17 protein-coding genes are annotated in these 18,501 nt (G+C 44.2%); 7 read left to right on the top strand and 10 right to left on the bottom strand.

Annotated features, from left to right (window positions below; genetic code table 11):
- Positions 1-160: 160 nt before the first annotated feature.
- Positions 161-1,570 (bottom strand): deoxyguanosinetriphosphate triphosphohydrolase family protein, encoded by a 1,410-nt coding sequence (locus L1028_RS13700; RefSeq protein ID WP_234534684.1) that lies wholly within the window; start codon positions 1,568-1,570, stop codon positions 161-163.
- A 189-nt stretch (positions 1,571-1,759) separates the two neighbouring features.
- On the opposite strand from L1028_RS13700, the gene L1028_RS13695 reads away from it, so the two are divergent.
- From L1028_RS13695 to L1028_RS13680, 4 genes are all read left to right on the top strand, one after another.
- Positions 1,760-2,065, top strand: a complete 306-nt coding sequence (locus L1028_RS13695) for a hypothetical protein (RefSeq protein WP_234534683.1) — start codon at positions 1,760-1,762, stop codon at positions 2,063-2,065.
- Between the two features lie 42 nt (positions 2,066-2,107).
- Positions 2,108-2,731, top strand: a complete 624-nt coding sequence (locus tag L1028_RS13690) for a class F sortase (protein WP_234534681.1) — start codon at positions 2,108-2,110, stop codon at positions 2,729-2,731.
- Positions 2,732-2,783: 52 nt separating this feature from the next.
- The gene (locus L1028_RS13685) at positions 2,784-3,533 is read left to right on the top strand and encodes a polysaccharide deacetylase family protein (RefSeq protein WP_234534679.1); all 750 of its coding nucleotides are present in this window, start codon (positions 2,784-2,786) and stop codon (positions 3,531-3,533) included.
- Positions 3,534-3,599: 66 nt separating this feature from the next.
- The gene (locus tag L1028_RS13680; protein WP_234534677.1) at positions 3,600-4,571 is read left to right on the top strand and encodes a substrate-binding domain-containing protein; all 972 of its coding nucleotides are present in this window, start codon (positions 3,600-3,602) and stop codon (positions 4,569-4,571) included.
- Positions 4,572-4,752: 181 nt separating this feature from the next.
- On the opposite strand, the gene modB is transcribed toward L1028_RS13680, so the two are convergent.
- The 5 genes from modB to L1028_RS13655 form a co-directional block, all read right to left on the bottom strand.
- Positions 4,753-5,415 carry a molybdate ABC transporter permease subunit gene (gene modB / locus L1028_RS13675; RefSeq protein WP_234534675.1) on the bottom strand — a complete coding sequence of 221 codons (663 nt, stop codon included), beginning with the start codon at positions 5,413-5,415 and terminating at the stop codon, positions 4,753-4,755.
- A gap of 34 nt (positions 5,416-5,449) precedes the next feature.
- Positions 5,450-6,241: a molybdate ABC transporter substrate-binding protein gene (gene modA / locus L1028_RS13670; RefSeq protein WP_423803042.1), complete on the bottom strand. Its 792-nt coding sequence runs from the start codon at positions 6,239-6,241 to the stop codon at positions 5,450-5,452.
- 241 nt (positions 6,242-6,482) lie between these two features.
- Entirely contained in the window at positions 6,483-7,448 is a 966-nt protein-coding gene (locus L1028_RS13665; RefSeq protein WP_234534671.1) for a helix-turn-helix transcriptional regulator, read from the bottom strand.
- A gap of 199 nt (positions 7,449-7,647) precedes the next feature.
- Positions 7,648-8,334 (bottom strand): hypothetical protein, encoded by a 687-nt coding sequence (locus L1028_RS13660; RefSeq protein ID WP_234534669.1) that lies wholly within the window; start codon positions 8,332-8,334, stop codon positions 7,648-7,650.
- Between the two features lie 191 nt (positions 8,335-8,525).
- Entirely contained in the window at positions 8,526-9,212 is a 687-nt protein-coding gene (locus tag L1028_RS13655) for a M50 family metallopeptidase (protein WP_076283905.1), read from the bottom strand.
- Between the two features lie 227 nt (positions 9,213-9,439).
- Here L1028_RS13655 and L1028_RS13650 point away from each other — a divergent pair, with 227 nt between their 5' ends.
- Both L1028_RS13650 and L1028_RS13645 read left to right on the top strand, forming a co-directional pair.
- Positions 9,440-9,907, top strand: coding sequence for a DUF3450 domain-containing protein (locus tag L1028_RS13650; RefSeq protein ID WP_234534666.1), 468 nt, complete (start codon positions 9,440-9,442; stop codon positions 9,905-9,907).
- 49 nt (positions 9,908-9,956) lie between these two features.
- Positions 9,957-10,661 carry an AIM24 family protein gene (locus tag L1028_RS13645; protein WP_234534664.1) on the top strand — a complete coding sequence of 235 codons (705 nt, stop codon included), beginning with the start codon at positions 9,957-9,959 and terminating at the stop codon, positions 10,659-10,661.
- Between the two features lie 80 nt (positions 10,662-10,741).
- On the opposite strand, the gene L1028_RS13640 is transcribed toward L1028_RS13645, so the two are convergent.
- Both L1028_RS13640 and L1028_RS13635 read right to left on the bottom strand, forming a co-directional pair.
- Positions 10,742-11,197 (bottom strand): Dps family protein, encoded by a 456-nt coding sequence (locus L1028_RS13640; protein WP_234534663.1) that lies wholly within the window; start codon positions 11,195-11,197, stop codon positions 10,742-10,744.
- 184 nt (positions 11,198-11,381) lie between these two features.
- Positions 11,382-12,860, bottom strand: a complete 1,479-nt coding sequence (locus L1028_RS13635; RefSeq protein ID WP_234534661.1) for a potassium/proton antiporter — start codon at positions 12,858-12,860, stop codon at positions 11,382-11,384.
- A gap of 164 nt (positions 12,861-13,024) precedes the next feature.
- On the opposite strand from L1028_RS13635, the gene L1028_RS13630 reads away from it, so the two are divergent.
- Complete coding sequence (locus L1028_RS13630; RefSeq protein WP_234534659.1) at positions 13,025-14,071, top strand: GNAT family N-acetyltransferase; 1,047 nt, start codon at positions 13,025-13,027, stop codon at positions 14,069-14,071.
- Between the two features lie 98 nt (positions 14,072-14,169).
- On the opposite strand, the gene L1028_RS13625 is transcribed toward L1028_RS13630, so the two are convergent.
- Positions 14,170-16,845 carry a discoidin domain-containing protein gene (locus tag L1028_RS13625; RefSeq protein WP_234534657.1) on the bottom strand — a complete coding sequence of 892 codons (2,676 nt, stop codon included), beginning with the start codon at positions 16,843-16,845 and terminating at the stop codon, positions 14,170-14,172.
- 50 nt (positions 16,846-16,895) lie between these two features.
- Positions 16,896-18,452, bottom strand: a complete 1,557-nt coding sequence (locus tag L1028_RS13620; protein WP_234534656.1) for a glycosyl hydrolase — start codon at positions 18,450-18,452, stop codon at positions 16,896-16,898.
- Between the last annotated feature and the right edge of the window lie 49 nt (positions 18,453-18,501).

Below are 18,501 nucleotides of genomic sequence, written 5' to 3'. Positions count from 1 at the left end.
AACTCCGAGCGATATCAATGGGCATTAAAAAAGATGACTCCCGATGAATTCAGGAGTCACCTATTAACCGCTTCTTAAAGGTCTTCTTTTTTAAACTTTCCACAAATACGGTCACAGTTCATGGATTGGAGGCTGACCTTAACTTAATCTTCTCTTTTATCTAATCTAAGTCATAAATTGATCCTACTTTCAACCCGTATAGCTCATTGTATATTTTCTCAGCAAAGGCATCCGTCATCCCTGCGATATAATCAATTACCATATGTTCCCACGTCCAGATGGGATTGGCTTGTTTCTGATCCTTTTCAAAGCGTTGCAGCCAATCCGATGGAATAATGGCTTTGGACGTCTGCGGATCAAGAAAAGCACCCCATAAACGGCGTAAAATCCATTCACTACGTTTCTGAAGCCGCTGCACACGTAGATCACGAATCATCGTAACCCAAGCAAAGCTCTTCAGCACACTTACGGTCCGTAGCATATCCTCATCTTCTTTTCCTTCCTTTATAAAAGTGACCTTCTTCCAGTCTCCATCAGGAATCACACCTAGACTTGCAACGAAGGTGCTGACCCAATAAGCCTTAACTTCACGCCGAGTTCTGGAATAGTCGTTCTCGCAGGTTGGCATCTTCTCCATCCATACTCTAAGAAATGAACTAAGCACCTCTTCGACCTTAGCGCGAATACCTTCCTCTTCCCAACCCTTCCAGAAGAAATCCTCTAAAGTTGTGATTTTCTCAACGATCAACCGCTGAATATAGGAATCATGCATAAAGTGTTCATGCACTTCAATCTTCCCAGCCTTAATCCCATCCTCCAAATCATGTGCAGAATAAGCGATATCGTCGCAAAGGTCCATCAGCTGAGCTTCCAACGTTTTCTTACCTGCTGGTATTCCCCACTCTTTGCGAATCTCCGAAATATATGCCCATTCGTGAAGGTACATCCCCTTTTTCAGCGAGGTGCCGGGAAACGGATATTTATTAATTCCGAGAAGCACTGCATCCGACAGATTTAGTCCATCAATGTTCTCACGCTTCTCCAGAAACATAATCAGCCGATAATTATGAGCATTGCCTTCAAAATGCTCATAGCGCTGTTTCATCTGTTCATGAATGAACAGTTTATCAGCACCTGTTGCTCCAGATTGCAGAGCAGCCTCATTCGTCTTCTTTTCAATAAGCTGGTCCAGAATGTTATCGAGTACCTCTTCCCCTTTATGTCCGAAAGGAGGATGACCAAAATCATGAGCAATGGCCGCGCATTCTACGACCTCTGGGTCTATAACCAGTCCCGGATTCTCCGCCTTACTTGTCTCCACCTCTGGATAAGATCTAAGCAGACTTTTCGCTGCCTCACGAGCAATCTGTGCGACTTCAAGTGAATGAGTTAGACGCGTCCGGTAATAATCACCCGTGCCAGCCCCGAACACTTGAGATTTGCCTTGCAGCCTACGAAAAGTAGGCGAATGGATCAAACGCGAATAATCACGCTCATAAGCAGCTCTCGACGTTTCTAGGCGGGTAATTTCCGGATATTGCCGGTGTTCTCTTTTTTCAATAAGTGTCATATTCCCACCCCTAACCAAATGTCTGTATATTGAACTTCATTATAAGGCATTTTCATAACAATTTTCACATTAAAATACAAACGCGATACCAATCCTAAACTCCAATGGAAGCAATCCACCAATCTAAAAACAACTGAAATGGAGATATTAATCTTCGTAGGGAAAAAACATCTAGGAGGAATCCACTAAATGATTATGAAGAAATTGTCCGTGGCTCTTTTATCGACTTGCTTAATGCTATCCGTTGCTTCTGCCGCTTCTGCCTCTGCTGCACCAGTCGAAACGAAACATGAGAAAAAAGTACACGCTGAGAAAATGAAGAAAGAAAAAGAACATAAAATGCATGAAAAGAAAATGCATATGAAGAGCCACTCCACTAAAGGAATTCATGCAAAGAGCATGAAGGCAAAAAGCATTAAAGCTAAGAGTATTCACATGAAAGCAACCAAAATGCCAAAAACAGGCCATGGCGGTGCTAGCGAACAAACTGAATAGGGAGGATGAAAGAGGGGGAATCCCCTCTTTCTTTTCTTAAACATGAAAAAATGGATATCTTCATTAATCTTAACCTTCATTACTATAACCACTGCCAGTTGCACTGACTTACACTCGCAGGAAAGCAGACCAGAAACGAAATCACTACAAACACAGCAGCAAGAAACGATAACTCCTACGAAAGCTGTTCAAAAGATCGATATTAAACCATCATTACCCAAACCTATCCTTCCTACTCAGCTTAGCATTCCAGCGATTAAAGTAAGTGCCAAAATTGAGCCGGTTACGTTGCTTCCAGATGGACAAATGGACGTCCCTAAAGACAGCAATATTGCAGGAATTCTGTACCCAGGAATATTGCCAGGTGCTAATGGAAATGTAATTTTAGACGGGCATGTGGATAGTTATATAGGTCCAGCTATTTTTTTCAATCTCAAAAAGCTTAAGCACGGAGATGAGATTACCGTTTCTAATTCAGACGGGCGAAAGCTAACTTATATTGTAGAGTCTGTAGAAATCTTCACTACTGCTGAAGCACCCCTGGAACGAATCTTTGGAAAGTCTACTGAAGCCAGAATGAATCTTATTACTTGTACAGGGAGATATAGCAGAAAGAAGAAAGAACATGAAAAAAGGCTGATCGTTTTTACAAAACTAAAACTATGAATATTTTGACCCTTCAAAGGAGCATTCTAAAATAAAAAAAACAGGTGAATTCATGAAAACTAGCAGCAAAATTATGATGACTACCCTCTCTCTCTTGTTATGCTTCACAAACTCCGCTCTTGGTAGCCCAAGCAAGAACCGCGACTACTACGAAAAAAGAGGAGACATGATTTGGGAAGTACATACTAACCAAAAAGTGATTGCATTAACGTTTGATGACGGACCTGACCCTTCTGAAACCGATCAAATATTAAAGGTATTGAGTCAATATCATGCGAAATGCACCTTCTTTGCCATAGGGAAAAGAATTGCAGCTTATCCAGATGTCGCGAAACGAGTCATTTCCGATGGACATGAATTAGCTAACCATACCTACAATCACGTCTATTTTAGAAAACCTATTAACAAAGCCCAGTTTGAGAGGGAGCTGAATTTAACCGAAGAGGAAATCATAAAGGTCTCTGGAAAGCATAGTGCTTTGTTCAGACCTCCGGGTGGCATGTATGACGAGACACTAGTTGATATTTCAAATAATATGGGACTAAAGCCTATTCTATGGTCCTGGCATCAGGATACACGCGACTGGAATCGCCCTGGCGTTCAGAAGATCGCGAACAAGGTTATTCGAAATGCACATAATGGTGACATCGTCCTGTTTCATGATCATGTGCATGGACAATCCCAAACCAGGGAAGCGCTCAAAATTATTTTGCCGGAATTAGAAAAGCAAGGTTATCGATTTGTTACCGTTTCAGAATTAATCAAATTATCCAATACACAGCAGGCGGGTAAACCACAATAGCCTAATTGCACAGGACTTCAAAATAGGGTAGTCTTGTCCTATTATGAAGTTCTGGAGGCTTTTGTCATGTCTGATAATACATCCTATACGACTGAGGAAATTGCCCGTTTACTGAAGATCTCAAAATTAAAAGTATATGATCTGATTAAAAAAGGGGAGCTTCCCTCCTACCGTGTAGGAAAACAGATGCGTGTGGATCAATCCGATTTAGAAGCCTACAAACAGAATGCTCGAAGCGGCATGACCCCATCGACATCGCCGCTGACTTTTGCTGGAACAAATCTAACTCAAGTAACCACACATTCTGGCCAATTTAATAGTAAAGCAACAGGCCACAGCCTCGTGATTACGGGTCAGGATATGTCACTCGATATTCTAGCCACCTATTTGGAGCGTTCCCTGCCCACTGAACGCCCTCTTCGTTCTTACGCTGGCAGTTTAGATAGCCTGATTGCCATGTATCAGGGCGAATCTGACATCGTCAGTACGCATCTGCTCGACGGGGATACTGGCGAATATAACCTGCCCTACATTCGTAAAATCCTTGTGGGCTTCTCTTATGTTGTTGTCCGTCTGTTGACTCGAAGTGCAGGATTGTATGTTCAAAAGGGAAATCCTAAAGGTCTCCATAAATGGTCTCATCTACAACAGAATGGCCTTACACTGATCAATAGAGAACGAGGCGCTGGTGCACGTGTGTTATTGGATGAACAACTCCGATTGCACGGCATTCCTGCTGCAAGCCTATCTGGATATGAGCAGGAGGAGAATAGTCATTTAGCGGTCGCCGGTAAAGTGGCACGAGGGGAAGCTGATGTGGCCATCGGCACCGAGAAAGCTGCTAAGATTGTCGATGGCATTGATTTCATTCCCTTGATTCAGGAGTCTTACGATCTAGTGATGCTTAAGAAACCGGAGCATGAGCAATGGATCGCCACCGTGATTGATATTTTACGCTCGCCAGCCTTTCAAAGTGAGCTTGGGTCCATTCACGGATATGATCTCACGGAAACCGGGACGATTATTTACGAAGCCTGATGGATCACAGGCTTTGCTTCTTATTAAAGGGGTTTTGTTTTAATCGGTGCGTTTCTAAAGAAAAATAAACCTAGCCCACCTCAGGTTACTCCTGAATGGGGTAGGTTTATTTGAATTTTTCAAGCTTCCCAGTCGTCGGCATTCCCACTGAAGTCAGCGGAGCGATCTCTCTCGAGCATATTTAAGTTCGTCGGTTCACAAACATCAACATCACAGCAGACATAACAATAATGGAGCACACCCACATCCAAGCAAGAGTCATGTTCCCGCCATCCACCGCAACATAGATCGCTGTAGGCACTGTCTGCGTGCGGCCAGGAATATTCCCCGCTACCATGATCGTAGCGCCGAACTCTCCTAAACCACGAGCAAAACCGAGAACATACCCAGCAGCGAGTGAACGGCCTGCAAGGGGCAATGTGACATAACGAAGTACTTGCAGCTCACTCGCTCCCTGCGCACGGGCCGCATCCTCAAGATCCGGTTCCACGCCTTCAAAACCCGCCTTCGCTGTGCGATAAACGAGAGGAAAAGCTACGACAACCGCGGCGATAACCGCAGCCCCCCATGTGAAAAGGATCGTATGCTCCGTCATCTGTTCATACCATCTGCCAATCCAGCTACGACGACCTAAGACGACCAACAACACAAATCCGACAACTGTCGGCGGCAACACAAGTGGAAGCAGCATTACCGTCTCGACCAAGCTATAACCAGGGAATTTGCGACCCGCCATAGCCTTGGCTGCAGCCGTTGCCAGAATAAACACAATGATGCTGGTAAGTACTGATATTTTTACGGAAAGCCATACCGGGGCGAAGAAATCAGTCCAGTTTATTTCCATCCTTATCCACCCCGCTTCTACTTATGATTTCTTATTAAGAAAGCAAGAAGCCATAGCTTGCAAAAATATCACTAGCTTCCTTACTTTGAAGATAACTGTACAGTTCCTTAGCTTCCTTCTGATTCTTCGAATCCTTCACGATACCCGCCGGATAATTAATGGCTTTGTGAACATGCGGGCCTACGGTAAGGGCGATCTTTGTCTTTTTTGAAGTCAACGCATCTGTCTTATATACAAAGCCTGCATCGACATTCCCCGTTTCGACGTAAGACAGAACCTGACGTACATCCTTTGCAAATACAAGTTTGTTTTGCAGCGTATCCCATACCTTCTTCGCAGTTAACGATTGCTGAGCATATTGGCCTGCGGGCACAGATTCAGGCTGCCCTACCGCTACCTTCTTAAAGGATTTGTCCGTAAGTTGAGTGATCGTATTTAATGAAGCTTTTGAATTCGAAGGTACGACTAGAACCAACTGATTCTTAAGCAGAACCTTATGGTCAGAGACCAGTCCAGCATTTACTAGCGCATTCATCTGTTTATCCCCTGCAGAGAAGAATAGATCAGCCGGAGCACCTTGCTCAATCTGCTTCTGTAATGTGCCAGATGCAGCATAATTAAAGACCAAATCAATATCGGGATGCTTCTTCTCATAGAGAAGCGCCATTTTATCTAAGCTATCCTGCAAGCTGGCTGCAGCGGATACTATAATCTCTGTCTTCTTGGCGGCTGCCTCTACCTCCACCACTGTGCCCGCAGATAAAACAACCAAAAAAATTGCCAATACGCCAAAGATCCTGATTGACCATTTCTTAAACATTTCCATTCCTCCCATTTTCATAAGTATATATGTATATATGTAGATGCTATTCTAGCATACGTTTTTTCGATTTTCTATAGATTGAGTTTTGTTTGGATATGTTTAGTTATATATTGTTATAATTAGATAGTTATAAATGAGTATATCTTCGACTTACCCGCAAAAAAAGGATGCCTCCGGCAACCATTTAAATGGTTGCTCAAGCACCCCATCTTTCGAATTGAACGAAGGTCAAATGAGTGTATCACTATTTATAGTGCGAACTCCATTTTTCCAACTGCTGCCTGATTACTTCACGATAATAGTACGGTTCAATGATTTCCGCTTCCTCTTCAAATCTCTTAATCCAGCGGACAAATCCTATATCTTGTTCGACTGCAACCTTAAAATAAAAACATCTAGATTGACGATCTACTTTGTTTGGCTTAAAAGGCAATTCGTCCTTCTTAATTCCTTCCATTATCCGTTCCGAGAATCTCACTTTGAATTCCACCTGTAAACTATCCCGATCGAGTGACCATTTCTGCTTCATAAAGGCTTGTACATCAAATGCTTCCTTCGAAAAAAAACGATTTAGTGGCTTCACATTAGAAAAGTCGTTGATATGATATGTACGTATAACACCCTGGCGATGACAAAATCCAATGAGATGAAAACGACTTTCCAGCGGGACAAGACAATAAGGATCAATGGTGATCCCTTTCTCTTCTAATGCATTTTCACTATAATTCGCTTGAATGCTCTTTTGCTTTAATAAAGCCTCCAGGATCGGAGTAAGAAAAGAGTGTTGCTCCATCTGCGAACTGTTTCTTTCCGCCCATCCCACCCCCACTTCTCTTCTTGCACGTTCTATCGTTTCTTCTTTCTCCGCCTTACGTTTATATTCTGCTGCGACTACTTTTTCATACGCGCTTTCAAAATCTATGGGTAATGCTGGTTTTATATCTTCCATAATATAGCGCAATTGCGAAAATGCGGTTGCTTCTTCTTCCGACCAATCCAAGGGATAGAGTGCAAAATTCCCAATAAAAGCATAACCTTTTCCATGCCCCAAATGGGTTATGGGAATATGCATGGCGCTAAGCGCGTCCATATCCCGGTATATCGTTCTCTCGCTGTTGCCGCAGCGTTCCGCCAATTCGCGGGCTAATATCCCCGGCTTAGCTTGAACAAGTGTAATAATGCGCATCAGTCGGATTAATCGGTCTGTCATATTCAGTTCCCCTTGATTCATGGTTAAATAGACCCATTATTTTATGAAAAAAAGTAAAATTGTGATAGAACTTTTTTACTATGTTACCACATTTTATATTACAATTCTTCTTATAATTTTCCGCCGAATCCGCTGAAAAATCTAATTTATGTATAGGTCTTTTTTCGCTTATATGCATCCTAGTGCAGTGAGTCCTATATTAAATTCCACCAGCGGCTTTACTTCGTTGCTGATGTTCCAATCCGATCTGTTTATACAACATTTCAGCCTCTTTAAGCAGCAAAGGATCTCCAGAGCGTACTGCGAGTAGCAACATCTTATCTGCATGTCGATTGAGCATTTCGTGAGCTTCACTATGCTGGCCTTTACTTCGTAGTGCCTCTGCTTCTTCAACCTTTTCAGCCGTCTTCAACAATTCCAGATGCTTCTCAACATAAAAGCAGCAAGTATCGCTCAAAATGCGCGTATGATGCGCGTACTCCAGCTCAAGTACCTTCACGGGAAGTTCACGAACACGCTCTACGGTTGGTTTTTTATACTTCCACTGCAGGGATAATGCTTCATACTTACCTGCTACAGAACTAGAAGCAGTGAACTCAAGTCCTATGAATTTGCGTTGTCCTGTTTTTATTTTGCCAAGTTTAAGCAAGAGTGAATTTCCTTCTCCAGCCTCCATTTCACATCCATAACAGCGCTTAAAAGTTACATGTGGCTCAAGCCAAACTCGCAGTTCAATATCATGTGCAACCACTTTGTGGCTGCCTGGTCGGCTATTTTCTGAAGGCAAATTCCCTTTCCATTCGACAAGTAAAACAACATCACGAATTCCACCTGCAAAAATACGATCTTGGCCCCACGTAAATATAGGAGTAATACTTTCCATCATATTTTCCACCTCTTTCTTTTTTTGGGTCTTCTATTAATGTACCAATAATGGCGGACAACTCCATGTCACGGAATGTATGTTCGGTTCTATATTATCGACAAAAAAAGAGCCATTCTACATACGAAGTAGACTGGCTCTCGCAAAAACAGCCCCTTTTGTCTGTTTATGACGAAAATTATATGTTTTTAACTTTAACGACTCTGAAGTTTAGGCTGCACTCGCTCCCGCTTAAAAAATAGTCCCAACGCCCATTTGGCGCAAAGCAGAGAAAATATAAAAAATAGGACTGCCCAAAATATGGCCGGCACCGATGTCATCCTTGCCAGGTTACTAGCATCTCCCGCACGGGATGGGGATACAACAGCCGCATATACGAGAAATAAACTTCCCATTACAGACTCTTCCAAGGTCAAAAAAGCTAATAACAAATAATAATATTTACTAGCCTTTTTCCACACCACCAGCATTAAAACATTCAGCGCAATAAACCCACCTAACCACATCATTCCGAAGCTTCCCCGAACGTACATTACCAGCATAATCAAAGCTACTGTAGTAGCTAAGATAAGCCCCCAATCATGCCGTCCTTTACTGTAGAGATAGAAGAGCAACAGTGCGAATAAGGAAGCCAGCACATACCCAGATAGCGACACCAGTATCGCCCTGCCTCCATCTTGAATGGCCGAATAGGTGACTCCACTATGATTCGCGTATAGTTCAATCCGCAGCACACTTCCAGATAGCAGTAAAGTCACCAGCGCATGACCAAATTCATGAATCATCGTGTCCAAATTCCGAAACAAAGATGAGAATGGAATCAACCTTGTCAAAAAAGCAGATCCGACCAAAAATAACATTGTCTTAAGCCATTTATTCATTCGGTAGCAGCCCCTTCCCGTCCAAAGTATACGATAAATAATCCCTCTTCTCAATCATGAAGAGCACTGCCTGATCGTTCTTTACAAGGAAGTGTAACCTCACTTCAAACAGGCCAATATTACTGACCCAAGAAGCCCTATTCACGTTTAGCGTACGCTGTCAGAAGCTGTCAAGCTGTGTTAAAATAAAAGAAATACAAGCCTAAATTTGGGTGGTGATTATATAGATGAAACAACGTAAATTCCGTAAATATCTACAACTGTTATGTTCGCTCCTGCTTCTGCTGACCCTTTCCATATCTCTTCCGGCCCCAGTAGCAAAAGCCAATATATTCAGTGATATCTATAATGGATTCAAAAGCTTCTCTGAGCTTCCGAATGAAGTCAATGAATTGAAAGAAGGATTTCAGCAGACAGCCGAAGAGCTACAACAGGCGAAAGATAAGCTTACGAATACCATGCAGGAAATGGAAGCCTACCGGACACAGAACGAAGCCCTGCAAGAGCAGAATCGCCAGCTAACGCAGATGGTTGATGAGTTGCAAAATGACCGGACGGCACGCGAAGAATATTATCATAAAATCAAAGTGACTATTTTTACGGGGATTGGTCTAATTCTGGGGTATTTTATACTCATCCGTATTGTTCGTTTCAGCATGCTTCACCGTTCTAGAAAAGGAGACCGCCTGCGCTAATCTTGAACATTCAGTAAAGATCACGTCTACAGCATGAGGGAGATGAAATATGAACATCGATGTCCAAGATGAAAGCGACAGCGGGAGCGGACAAGCCGTAGCCTTCACCCTTGGGGAGAAGGAAGAGGTTCATGTGCTGCACCCACAGCAAATTATCGCTTATCAAGGGCCTGCCACTGGACGGGCAGACAGATTTATGGATGTAAAGGGCATCTATCGCAAGCGAAAATTGATTCGTTCGGATATGTCTGGCCCTTGCCATTTTGTTGCCGCCCTTCCACCAGGTTATCGGGTAAAGATTCTGAAGCTTGATGGAAAGAGCGATTTATTGTATGACTTTAAACATCTCTTCTTCTACAGCAAGGGAGTTACGATGGATACACGAGTGCTGAGTATGAAGAATGTGCTCGTTACACGAGATATTGTGAAGGTGAAATTTACGGGTAATGGCATCATTGGCATATTGACCGAAGGTACGGTTTGTGAAGCTGAGCTTCATCCTTACAATCCGCTCTATGTGGATGCAGGCAGCATTATTGCCTATCCTGAGAATGCGAAGCTGGAACTTACCGTATACGGCAACCATTTAGCTAGCCAGCATATGAGTTATCACTGGAAGATGACGGGCCACGGCCCTGTGTTGTTTCAGGCCGGACGCCAGAATCGCCGATTTGAAAGAGATAATAACGATGATGGAATTATTAAACGATTCCTTCGCGAAGCCGTGCCATTTGGTGGAGTATTTATTAAATAGAAGATTTCAAAAGAAAGAGCGCCATGCGTTTACGATACGCAGGCGCTCTTTGTGTATTCTATCCTTATAAGGATCTTGCCTTAGCCGATAAAGGCATTCAGCATCCAAGCATGTTTCTCAATGCTGCTTCTGATGCCAATCAGCAGATCCGCAGTGGGTTGATCACTTAGTTCTTCTGCAGCAGCAATTGCATCTTGCAGTTCTTTAGCAACAGTCTTAAAGTCTCTAACTAGCTCTAATACCATACCCTTAGCATCTTCGCCGCCGCGAGCTTCTTGAAGGTCAGACAATTCAAGATATTGCTTCATTGTGGAGGCTGGTTGTCCACCAATAGAAAGCAAACGCTCAGCCAAATCATCTGCATAACCCGCAGCTTCATTGTATAGCTCTTCAAACTTCTCATGTAGTGTGAAGAATTGAGATCCGCTAACATACCAGTGATAATGATGAAGCTTTACTCCGAGCAGGAACCAGTTCGCAGTTTGGCGGTTCAATGCAGCTTGCAGTTCAGTATGGCTCTTTAATTGTGTTGTCATTAATAAAACCTCCTATGGTTCATTTATTAAAATTGTATTTAGACTCGTTCTAAATCTATATACAATTTAACACACTCTTTCGTGTTTTGCAACTATTCTGGAGATTATATGTTGTGCAGATTCTAGCACACCTTATGTTATAAAGCCTATTATGTGTGTCACACTTTGGAAAAAGGGTTCTTCTCTAGATTAAAGAAACATCCTCCTCCGCAGTCTTTCCTTTCCTGCTGCGGAAGAAAGCTCTCATCTCATCACGCTTGCTCTTTGGACTTAGAACATACACAGTATCCCCAGGCTCAATAACGGTATTGCCATGCGGGGTGACAATATTTTTATTGCGGATAATTGCCGTAAATAAGATATCGTCCGGCAGACCTATTTCCGAAATCTTCTGTCCAGCAATCGGCATGTAAGGATTAATTCCAATATGGTTAAACTCCGAATCTGTCTTGCCAAGAGCGACCAGCTCCATTAATGAAGGCTGATCTGAATCTTCTTGCCCCATAAGTTTCAATCGGGATGCTAACGGGGAAATACTAGTTCCCTGAATTACTGCCGATGTCAGCACGACAAAGAATACAACATTAAAGAATAGTCGTCCGTGAGGCAGATCAGCCAGCAGCGGATAAGTCGCTAACACAATCGGAACGGCTCCGCGAAGTCCGGCCCAAGAAATCAATGTCTTTTCGCGGATCGTAAATTTGGAAAAGTGCAGGCTTATAAATACACCGATTGGTCTAGCTACAACCATCAGAATGACAGATAACAAGATACCTTGCCATGCCACTTCCGCCAGCTCCTGTGGGAATACTAACAAACCAAGCAGTATGAACATAAATATTTGCATCATCCAAGCAAAGCCATGACTAAAATTCATAATGGTACGGTGATACATTAGCTCAGAATTCCCAAGCGTAAGGCCCATAACATAAACAGCCAGCAGCCCGCTGCTATGTACCCATGCAGATAAACCATAGGTCAGAACAGCAAAGCCAATCGCCATTACTGGATAAAGACCTGTGGAATCCAGGTTAATTCGATTGATACAGAAAACTGCGATCTTCCCCAGCACAACACCCAGTACTAAGCCAACGCCCATCTCCCATATAAAGGACAACAGAAGCCCCCATATCGCCATATCCGGATGCTGTATCCATTCAATTAGCGAGACTGTCAAGAAAACCGCCATTGGATCATTGCTTCCTGATTCTGCTTCTAACGTCGAGGTCAGACGTTTATCAATGTTCTTACCGCCAAGTACCGAGAAGACTGCAGCCGCATCTGTCGATCCAACGATCGCTCCAAACAGAAAGCTTTCTGGCCATGACACATTAAGGATCAGCTTAGCGAATACCCCTACAATGGCTGTCGTCATTATTACGCCTACCGTTGATAAGGATAATGCTGGCCGAATAACAGGTTTAATATCCTTAATACTCGTCTGCATGCCACCTTCGAATAATATGACAACTAATGCGAAGATCCCGGCCATCTGCGTTAAGGAAGCATTGTTAAAAAAAACAAATTGGCTCAGCACCATCCCCGCAGCAAGGAACAGCACTAAAGCTGGCATTCCAAATTTAGTAGAGAACTTGGTGGAAAATACGCCTACAAGCAGGAGCGCTGCCAGTAATAATATAATATTATCTGCAAGTTGGGACACCGATTATTCACTTCCCTTTTTATTTATGTTCGTTATTACCCTTTTCGATATCCTTTTGAGACATTGAATAATATAAACAAGATTGGAGATTTCATTCCCCGGGCCTTATACTTTATGTAAATGCTTTCCCCCCATCGAGTGTACATACTAGGAGGCTGAATGTTATGCAATTGAGATTAATTAAACCTACAGAGCTAGACCAAGCGGCTCTGCTCGCAGATTCCGTCTTTCGTGAACCGGGTGCCACTTCAATGAAAGAACTGTTTCCACTTATTTTCCGCCCTGGACTCAGTCATTCCTATGCGGCTATTGCCGATGACGGAACGGTTGCTGCTTTCATGGGACTCGTACCCTCCACGATCAAGACTGGAGATGCTTTCCTGAATGTGTTCTCTATAGGTGCTGTCTGCACCGATCCCGCTTTTCGGGGCCAAGGGCTGGCGGGCCAACTTCTACAGCTATGCCAGAGTCACGCTGCCGAGGCCGAGGCAGCGCTGATTTTTGTCTCGGGTGATCGTTCTTTATACACCCGAGCAGGGTGCGTACCGTTCGGAGGTACGCAATTTGCCGAGCTGAACGCAAGCTCAGCTCAGGAACTTGCAGCCGCAGCAGGAGAAGAATGGACGCTGCGGCCAATGCAGCCGGGCGACTTCTTCGCCGTCTACCGGCTGCTCAATGAACGCGAAACCGGACATGTGTACAGTCCGGGTGAGCTGGCGCTGCTGCTGGGGACCGAGGCTTACGCGGGTGTGATGGGCTTAGCCCAGCGCACACTCGTAGCCGTCCGGGACGGCAGCATCGAGGGGTTCACCGCGGTGGCTGTGCCCGCGGCGGCGGAAGTGCCAGCGCCGAACGCGGCGACGGCGGTGGAATGGGCCGGCCAGCCGAGCGCGGTAGCGGCATTGCTGGCCAAGGCGGCCTTGTGCGGCGGCGTTGGCACGCTGCAAGTGCCTGTGCCGTGGCAGGAGCGCGGCTTGCTCTCGCTCCTGCGGGACGCCGGCGCCAGCTTAAGCGGCGGCGCGAACAGCGGTACGGTCTGCATCGCAGACCGGGAAGCGTTATTGCGGCAGACCGAAGGCTGCCGCAAGGGCCTCGACTTGTCGTCCGTGCAGGACGACAAGGAGCTGATCTCGCTGCTCTTTGATCCAGCGAGTTCAGAGGATTCCGATGCAATTCCTTTGCCGTATATGTCTGGGCTTCGTTTCATTTAAGAAATTTAAATCACAAAAATAACCTCTACGGAAATGGTCCCGAAGAGGTTATTTAGTATGCTCTTTATTTTGCTTTTAACGAAGCATTTAGCAATAGATTAGTCTCTGGAGTATACCTTTAGCTCCTGTATAGACCAATAATTACCGTCAGCACCGGTCTGCACTATCTTGATGTACCGTGTATTTACCTTAGTGAAGACAATCTTGGTTAATGCTTTGGTTCCAGAACCAGAAGTAATCTGCTTCCAGTTCTGAGCATCATTCGAGACATACACTTGATATTGTCTAGGATAATCGTAAGGAGATAAGGTATTATCCAGATCAATACCTTCAATGTTATATGTCTTCCCTAAGTCAATCTGATAATACTCTCCCGATTCCTGATGTTTCCCGGTATCCCAGCGTGTACGCCGATCCCTATCAATAGCATTGTAAGAGCTCCCTGTGTTCATATTCGAGGAGACCTTCCATTCTGACCGCTCCAAAGGAACCAACCCACTAGCTGTAATCTGGATCTTGTCAGATATCTTACCTGAACCCTTTACCTTTACAGCATACGTATACTGCGTGCCCTCTCGTAAATTGCGGTCTATATAATGAGTTTCTTTGATATCAGAAGCAATAGTCTTTAGTTCGCCCCCATTTCCAGTCGCTCGCAGCAGTTCATAACAAACGCCTGGAGCCTCTAGCCAATTTAACTGGATAGACAATCCTTTGACTCCCGTAGCTTTAAATCCCTGAGGTGCAGTATGGACAACCTTTGTCGATGGCTGCAAAATATACTGTACGGCCTCTCCCGGGGCTAGTGTTTCTTTAAATGTTAGCTGGGGAGAAGCCTTCTTCCCCGGCACATAACTTCGTGCTTGCTCATACGTATCCCCATTACCAAAACGTTCACCTTCATATACAGCTTGTTTCGGCATCTTGACGTTTACATTAATGGTCTGTGGTGTTGTCTCAAAATTAATAAGATTCACAAGCACTTTGTTAGAGGTAGCACCACTTCCAGCCAGCGGCTTCAAGGTAGAAGTGTCCACAGCCCGGACATAGACAAGCTTGTCAGCTAGTGCATTTTTATTGGTAACCTCGTAGGTTAACGGAGCTCCGTGTGTAGCGTAAGCAAGACTTAATCTTCGCATAATGCTGACACGCGAATCCTCATTTTGTTTCGTATAATAAATCTCTGTCGAGGCCGGATCATGCTCCTCCAGATTAAAATCATATTTAAATAAACTAAAGTCCTTAAAAAAAGCAGCATGCTGCACAAACATATCCGCATAACCAATCTGTGCTCGCATGATCCGATCGAAAACAGCAGCTGTTCGCTCGCTAGCTCCATATTGATAAGCATCTTCATGACTATCCGAGGTCCCAAATTCAGTAGTCAGCATGTTTTTGCTAAGCCCATCCACCGCTCCACCAAAAGTTTTTAAATTCTCGGTAAAACTGCCACCTTGGCTATTACTATAGGAATCTCCATAAGAGTGACCATTCGTAAGATCCGTAACCTCTTCAAGCTGTTTACGCTGCTCCGGATCCCGCTCCCAACCATCCGGGTCACCACATTGTCGAACGGACCCATTCTGATAGCCGCAAGGCTTCTCCTTATAGCTCGGCCAATACGCCCAGCCTGGTGCAACCGTAAGCAAATGTGGGGCAATCTGTTTCCCCTTCTTATTCAGCCAATTTGCAATTGCCAGATTGACGGCCTTGGAACGATTGAATAGTCCTGGTTCATTATCCACTTCGTAGTACTGAAAATAGGAGCCATATTTCTCAAAATAATCTGTCAGCTTCTTAACCGCATCCTCCGGCAACGAGCCGTCATCCTTCAGTTTAATATCACCGGTATACAAATGCAGTGCGACTGCCTGCGTATTATAATCCCGCAATACCTTATAATATTCCTCCATATTAGAGCAGGAACGGTCTACATCACTAACACAGCTGGCACGCATAATATTACCACTGTAAGCTACACCGAGCCATTTCATCACATAAGGTAAATGTGTAACTGCACCTTTATCAAAATAAAACTCCTTATTATTCACCACTGTACCCGTCAGTGTATAGTTACCATGAATCGGCTCTTGTATGGGTGTATTTAAAGATTCCAGACTTAGGTCATCCCAAGTCCAGCCTATATATTCATCTTCCTTCTCGGAACAATATAGGCAGCGAATCGTTTGCAGCTTCAGTTCATTCGATCCTGTCTTCAACTGCTCTTTCGGAATATACAGTTCATAGGTTTTGCGGAAGCCGTACTCACTTTCTGTATCAGCAATTCCTGCGATCTGGATAATCCCTGAAAGCTGCCGATTAGAAAATACACTCATCTGCGGAACCGATTTATACGCCTCAAGAATGCCTACACGAAATAATAGCCCATTCGCCGGAATCTTGTTCAGCTGGTAATTAATCTTCAGCTCAGGAAACGTCTTTCCATTAAGACCCGAGGGGATATTCTGAAGTTCTGAGGTCTTGACGGTAGATGAATTCATATGAATGACTGCATTGTTATCAGAGGCGCTGATATCCCCAAATTCATTCGACGATCCGTCATGCTGCCCGAGTCTCCAGATGATTGCGCTCTTTGGGAACTCGGGGCCTAAATCCTTACCGGCTGCAACATTATCCACCTTACCTTTCAAGGTCCCATCTACACCGAATATGGAAACCGACAACAGAAGTAAGATGATCATTGTAGAAGATTTTAGCAGGATCATTAATGGTCTATTTCCACACAACTTCATTCTTCTATTGGTTGTTCCCATCCCCATGTCCTCGCTTTCTTCCGGATGTCTGCCCGTAGAGCTTCAATAAATCAAGGAAAAAATAATGCGTTTTGAGGAATCACCGTCTGCTTCTGGCGTGGGCTTTCCCACATTAGACGAATACTTGCATCTCCGCGATTCTCATAATATTCAATTTTAATATCATGCAGGTTTCCAGCAGTTAATTCAATGCTCCCCTTGTTTAGGGTAGCGCTATGGTCCCGCCAATCGTCAATAATCAGCTTGTCATCGATCCAGACGCGGACTCCATCATCGGAAGACACTGTGAATGTGTATTTTTCGCTATAAACTGGCTTGACCTTCCCCTTCCAGCGTACAGAAAAAATATCCTGCCCAATCCCTGTTGCCGGTGATTCGCCCTGCCAATTGAAATCAATCTTGTTGTCATTACGTGCCACTATCGGCTGGTCAGATAAATCAGCATTATTAAAATATTCTCCGGTCAATCCGTTTCGTGAGACTTTTGCAACTTTATTGGTTGTAGCGGCCATTCTCCGAATAAAATCCTCTCTCGACACGGTGTAGCGATGGCTCATGAATTCATTGATCTGCTGCAGGGTATTATTCTCGTTGAGCATTTCCCCCCATGTCATCGTATACACCCAGTGATTTTGCGTTTTGGATAATTTATCAGGATTAGGCAGCTCTCCGCTCTCGCCAATTCCGATAGGCTTACCAGCAGCAAGCTTAAGCAAACCTTCATAGTAGGACTGCTTATAATCGTTATTGTAAATATCTGCCGCCAGTACATCGACCTTATCTGCTCCCGGATAATAAGCTTGATATGGATCTGACCATTCATTCGGCGCATTGGGATTCCAAACCCACAACAGATTATTCAGCTTGTGTGTATTCACTAAACGATCGTACATCAGGTTCCAGAGCACGGTAAAATTATCTTTACCTCCCCACCAGAACCAATTGCCGTTCATTTCATGATAGGGACGCCATAAGACTGGAACGCCGGCATCACGTAATTCTCCTAGATATATAGCAATCTCGTCAAAATCGGCCATTAAGCTCTGATATTGAGAGGTTCCAGGGGTAACATAAGCATTAAACTTCTCCTGACTTAGTTTCATGGATACGTTAGACCATTTCGGAGAAGTTCCCGGCAGACTCTGATGGAACGTCATCGCTACGATGCCACCCTCTCTCGACCATTTGATCGCGCTGTCGACAACAGCTTGACGCTGAGAAGCAATGGTAGCTTTGGATTGGTTAGTTATTGCTCCTAATTCGTAACCATGTAATACGGCATGCTCCCCAGAGGTGTTCTTTACCTTATTATTGAGTTCATCCGGACTTTCCAGATAATCGTGCTGGCCCGCCATAATCCCTTTGCCGCTGAAATTGGCCAAATCATTAAGCAGTTGACTGGCTTCCTCAGAAGCTAAAGGATTAATGGGTACCGCAGGTAGTGTGATAGATATTGTGGAAGTAGTTGTTGTAGTGGTAGCTGATGTGGTAACATTCTGAGGCGCAAGAAGGCTGCGTGCCTCACTCAACGGCAGAAAAGACAAAATAAATATTGTGAGGACAGGCACAACAGTGACAAGAAACGGGTACTTACAATAAAAGCGCAAGTTAATCCTCCTTCCGGCAGCCTCCACAGGTGCTCAAGTGATCATATTC

It is taken from the genome of Paenibacillus pseudetheri (assembly GCF_924513355.1).
In the GTDB taxonomy this organism is placed as follows: Bacteria; Bacillota; Bacilli; order Paenibacillales; family Paenibacillaceae; genus Paenibacillus_AQ; species Paenibacillus_AQ pseudetheri.
This window is presented reverse-complemented; position numbering and strand designations above follow the sequence as displayed.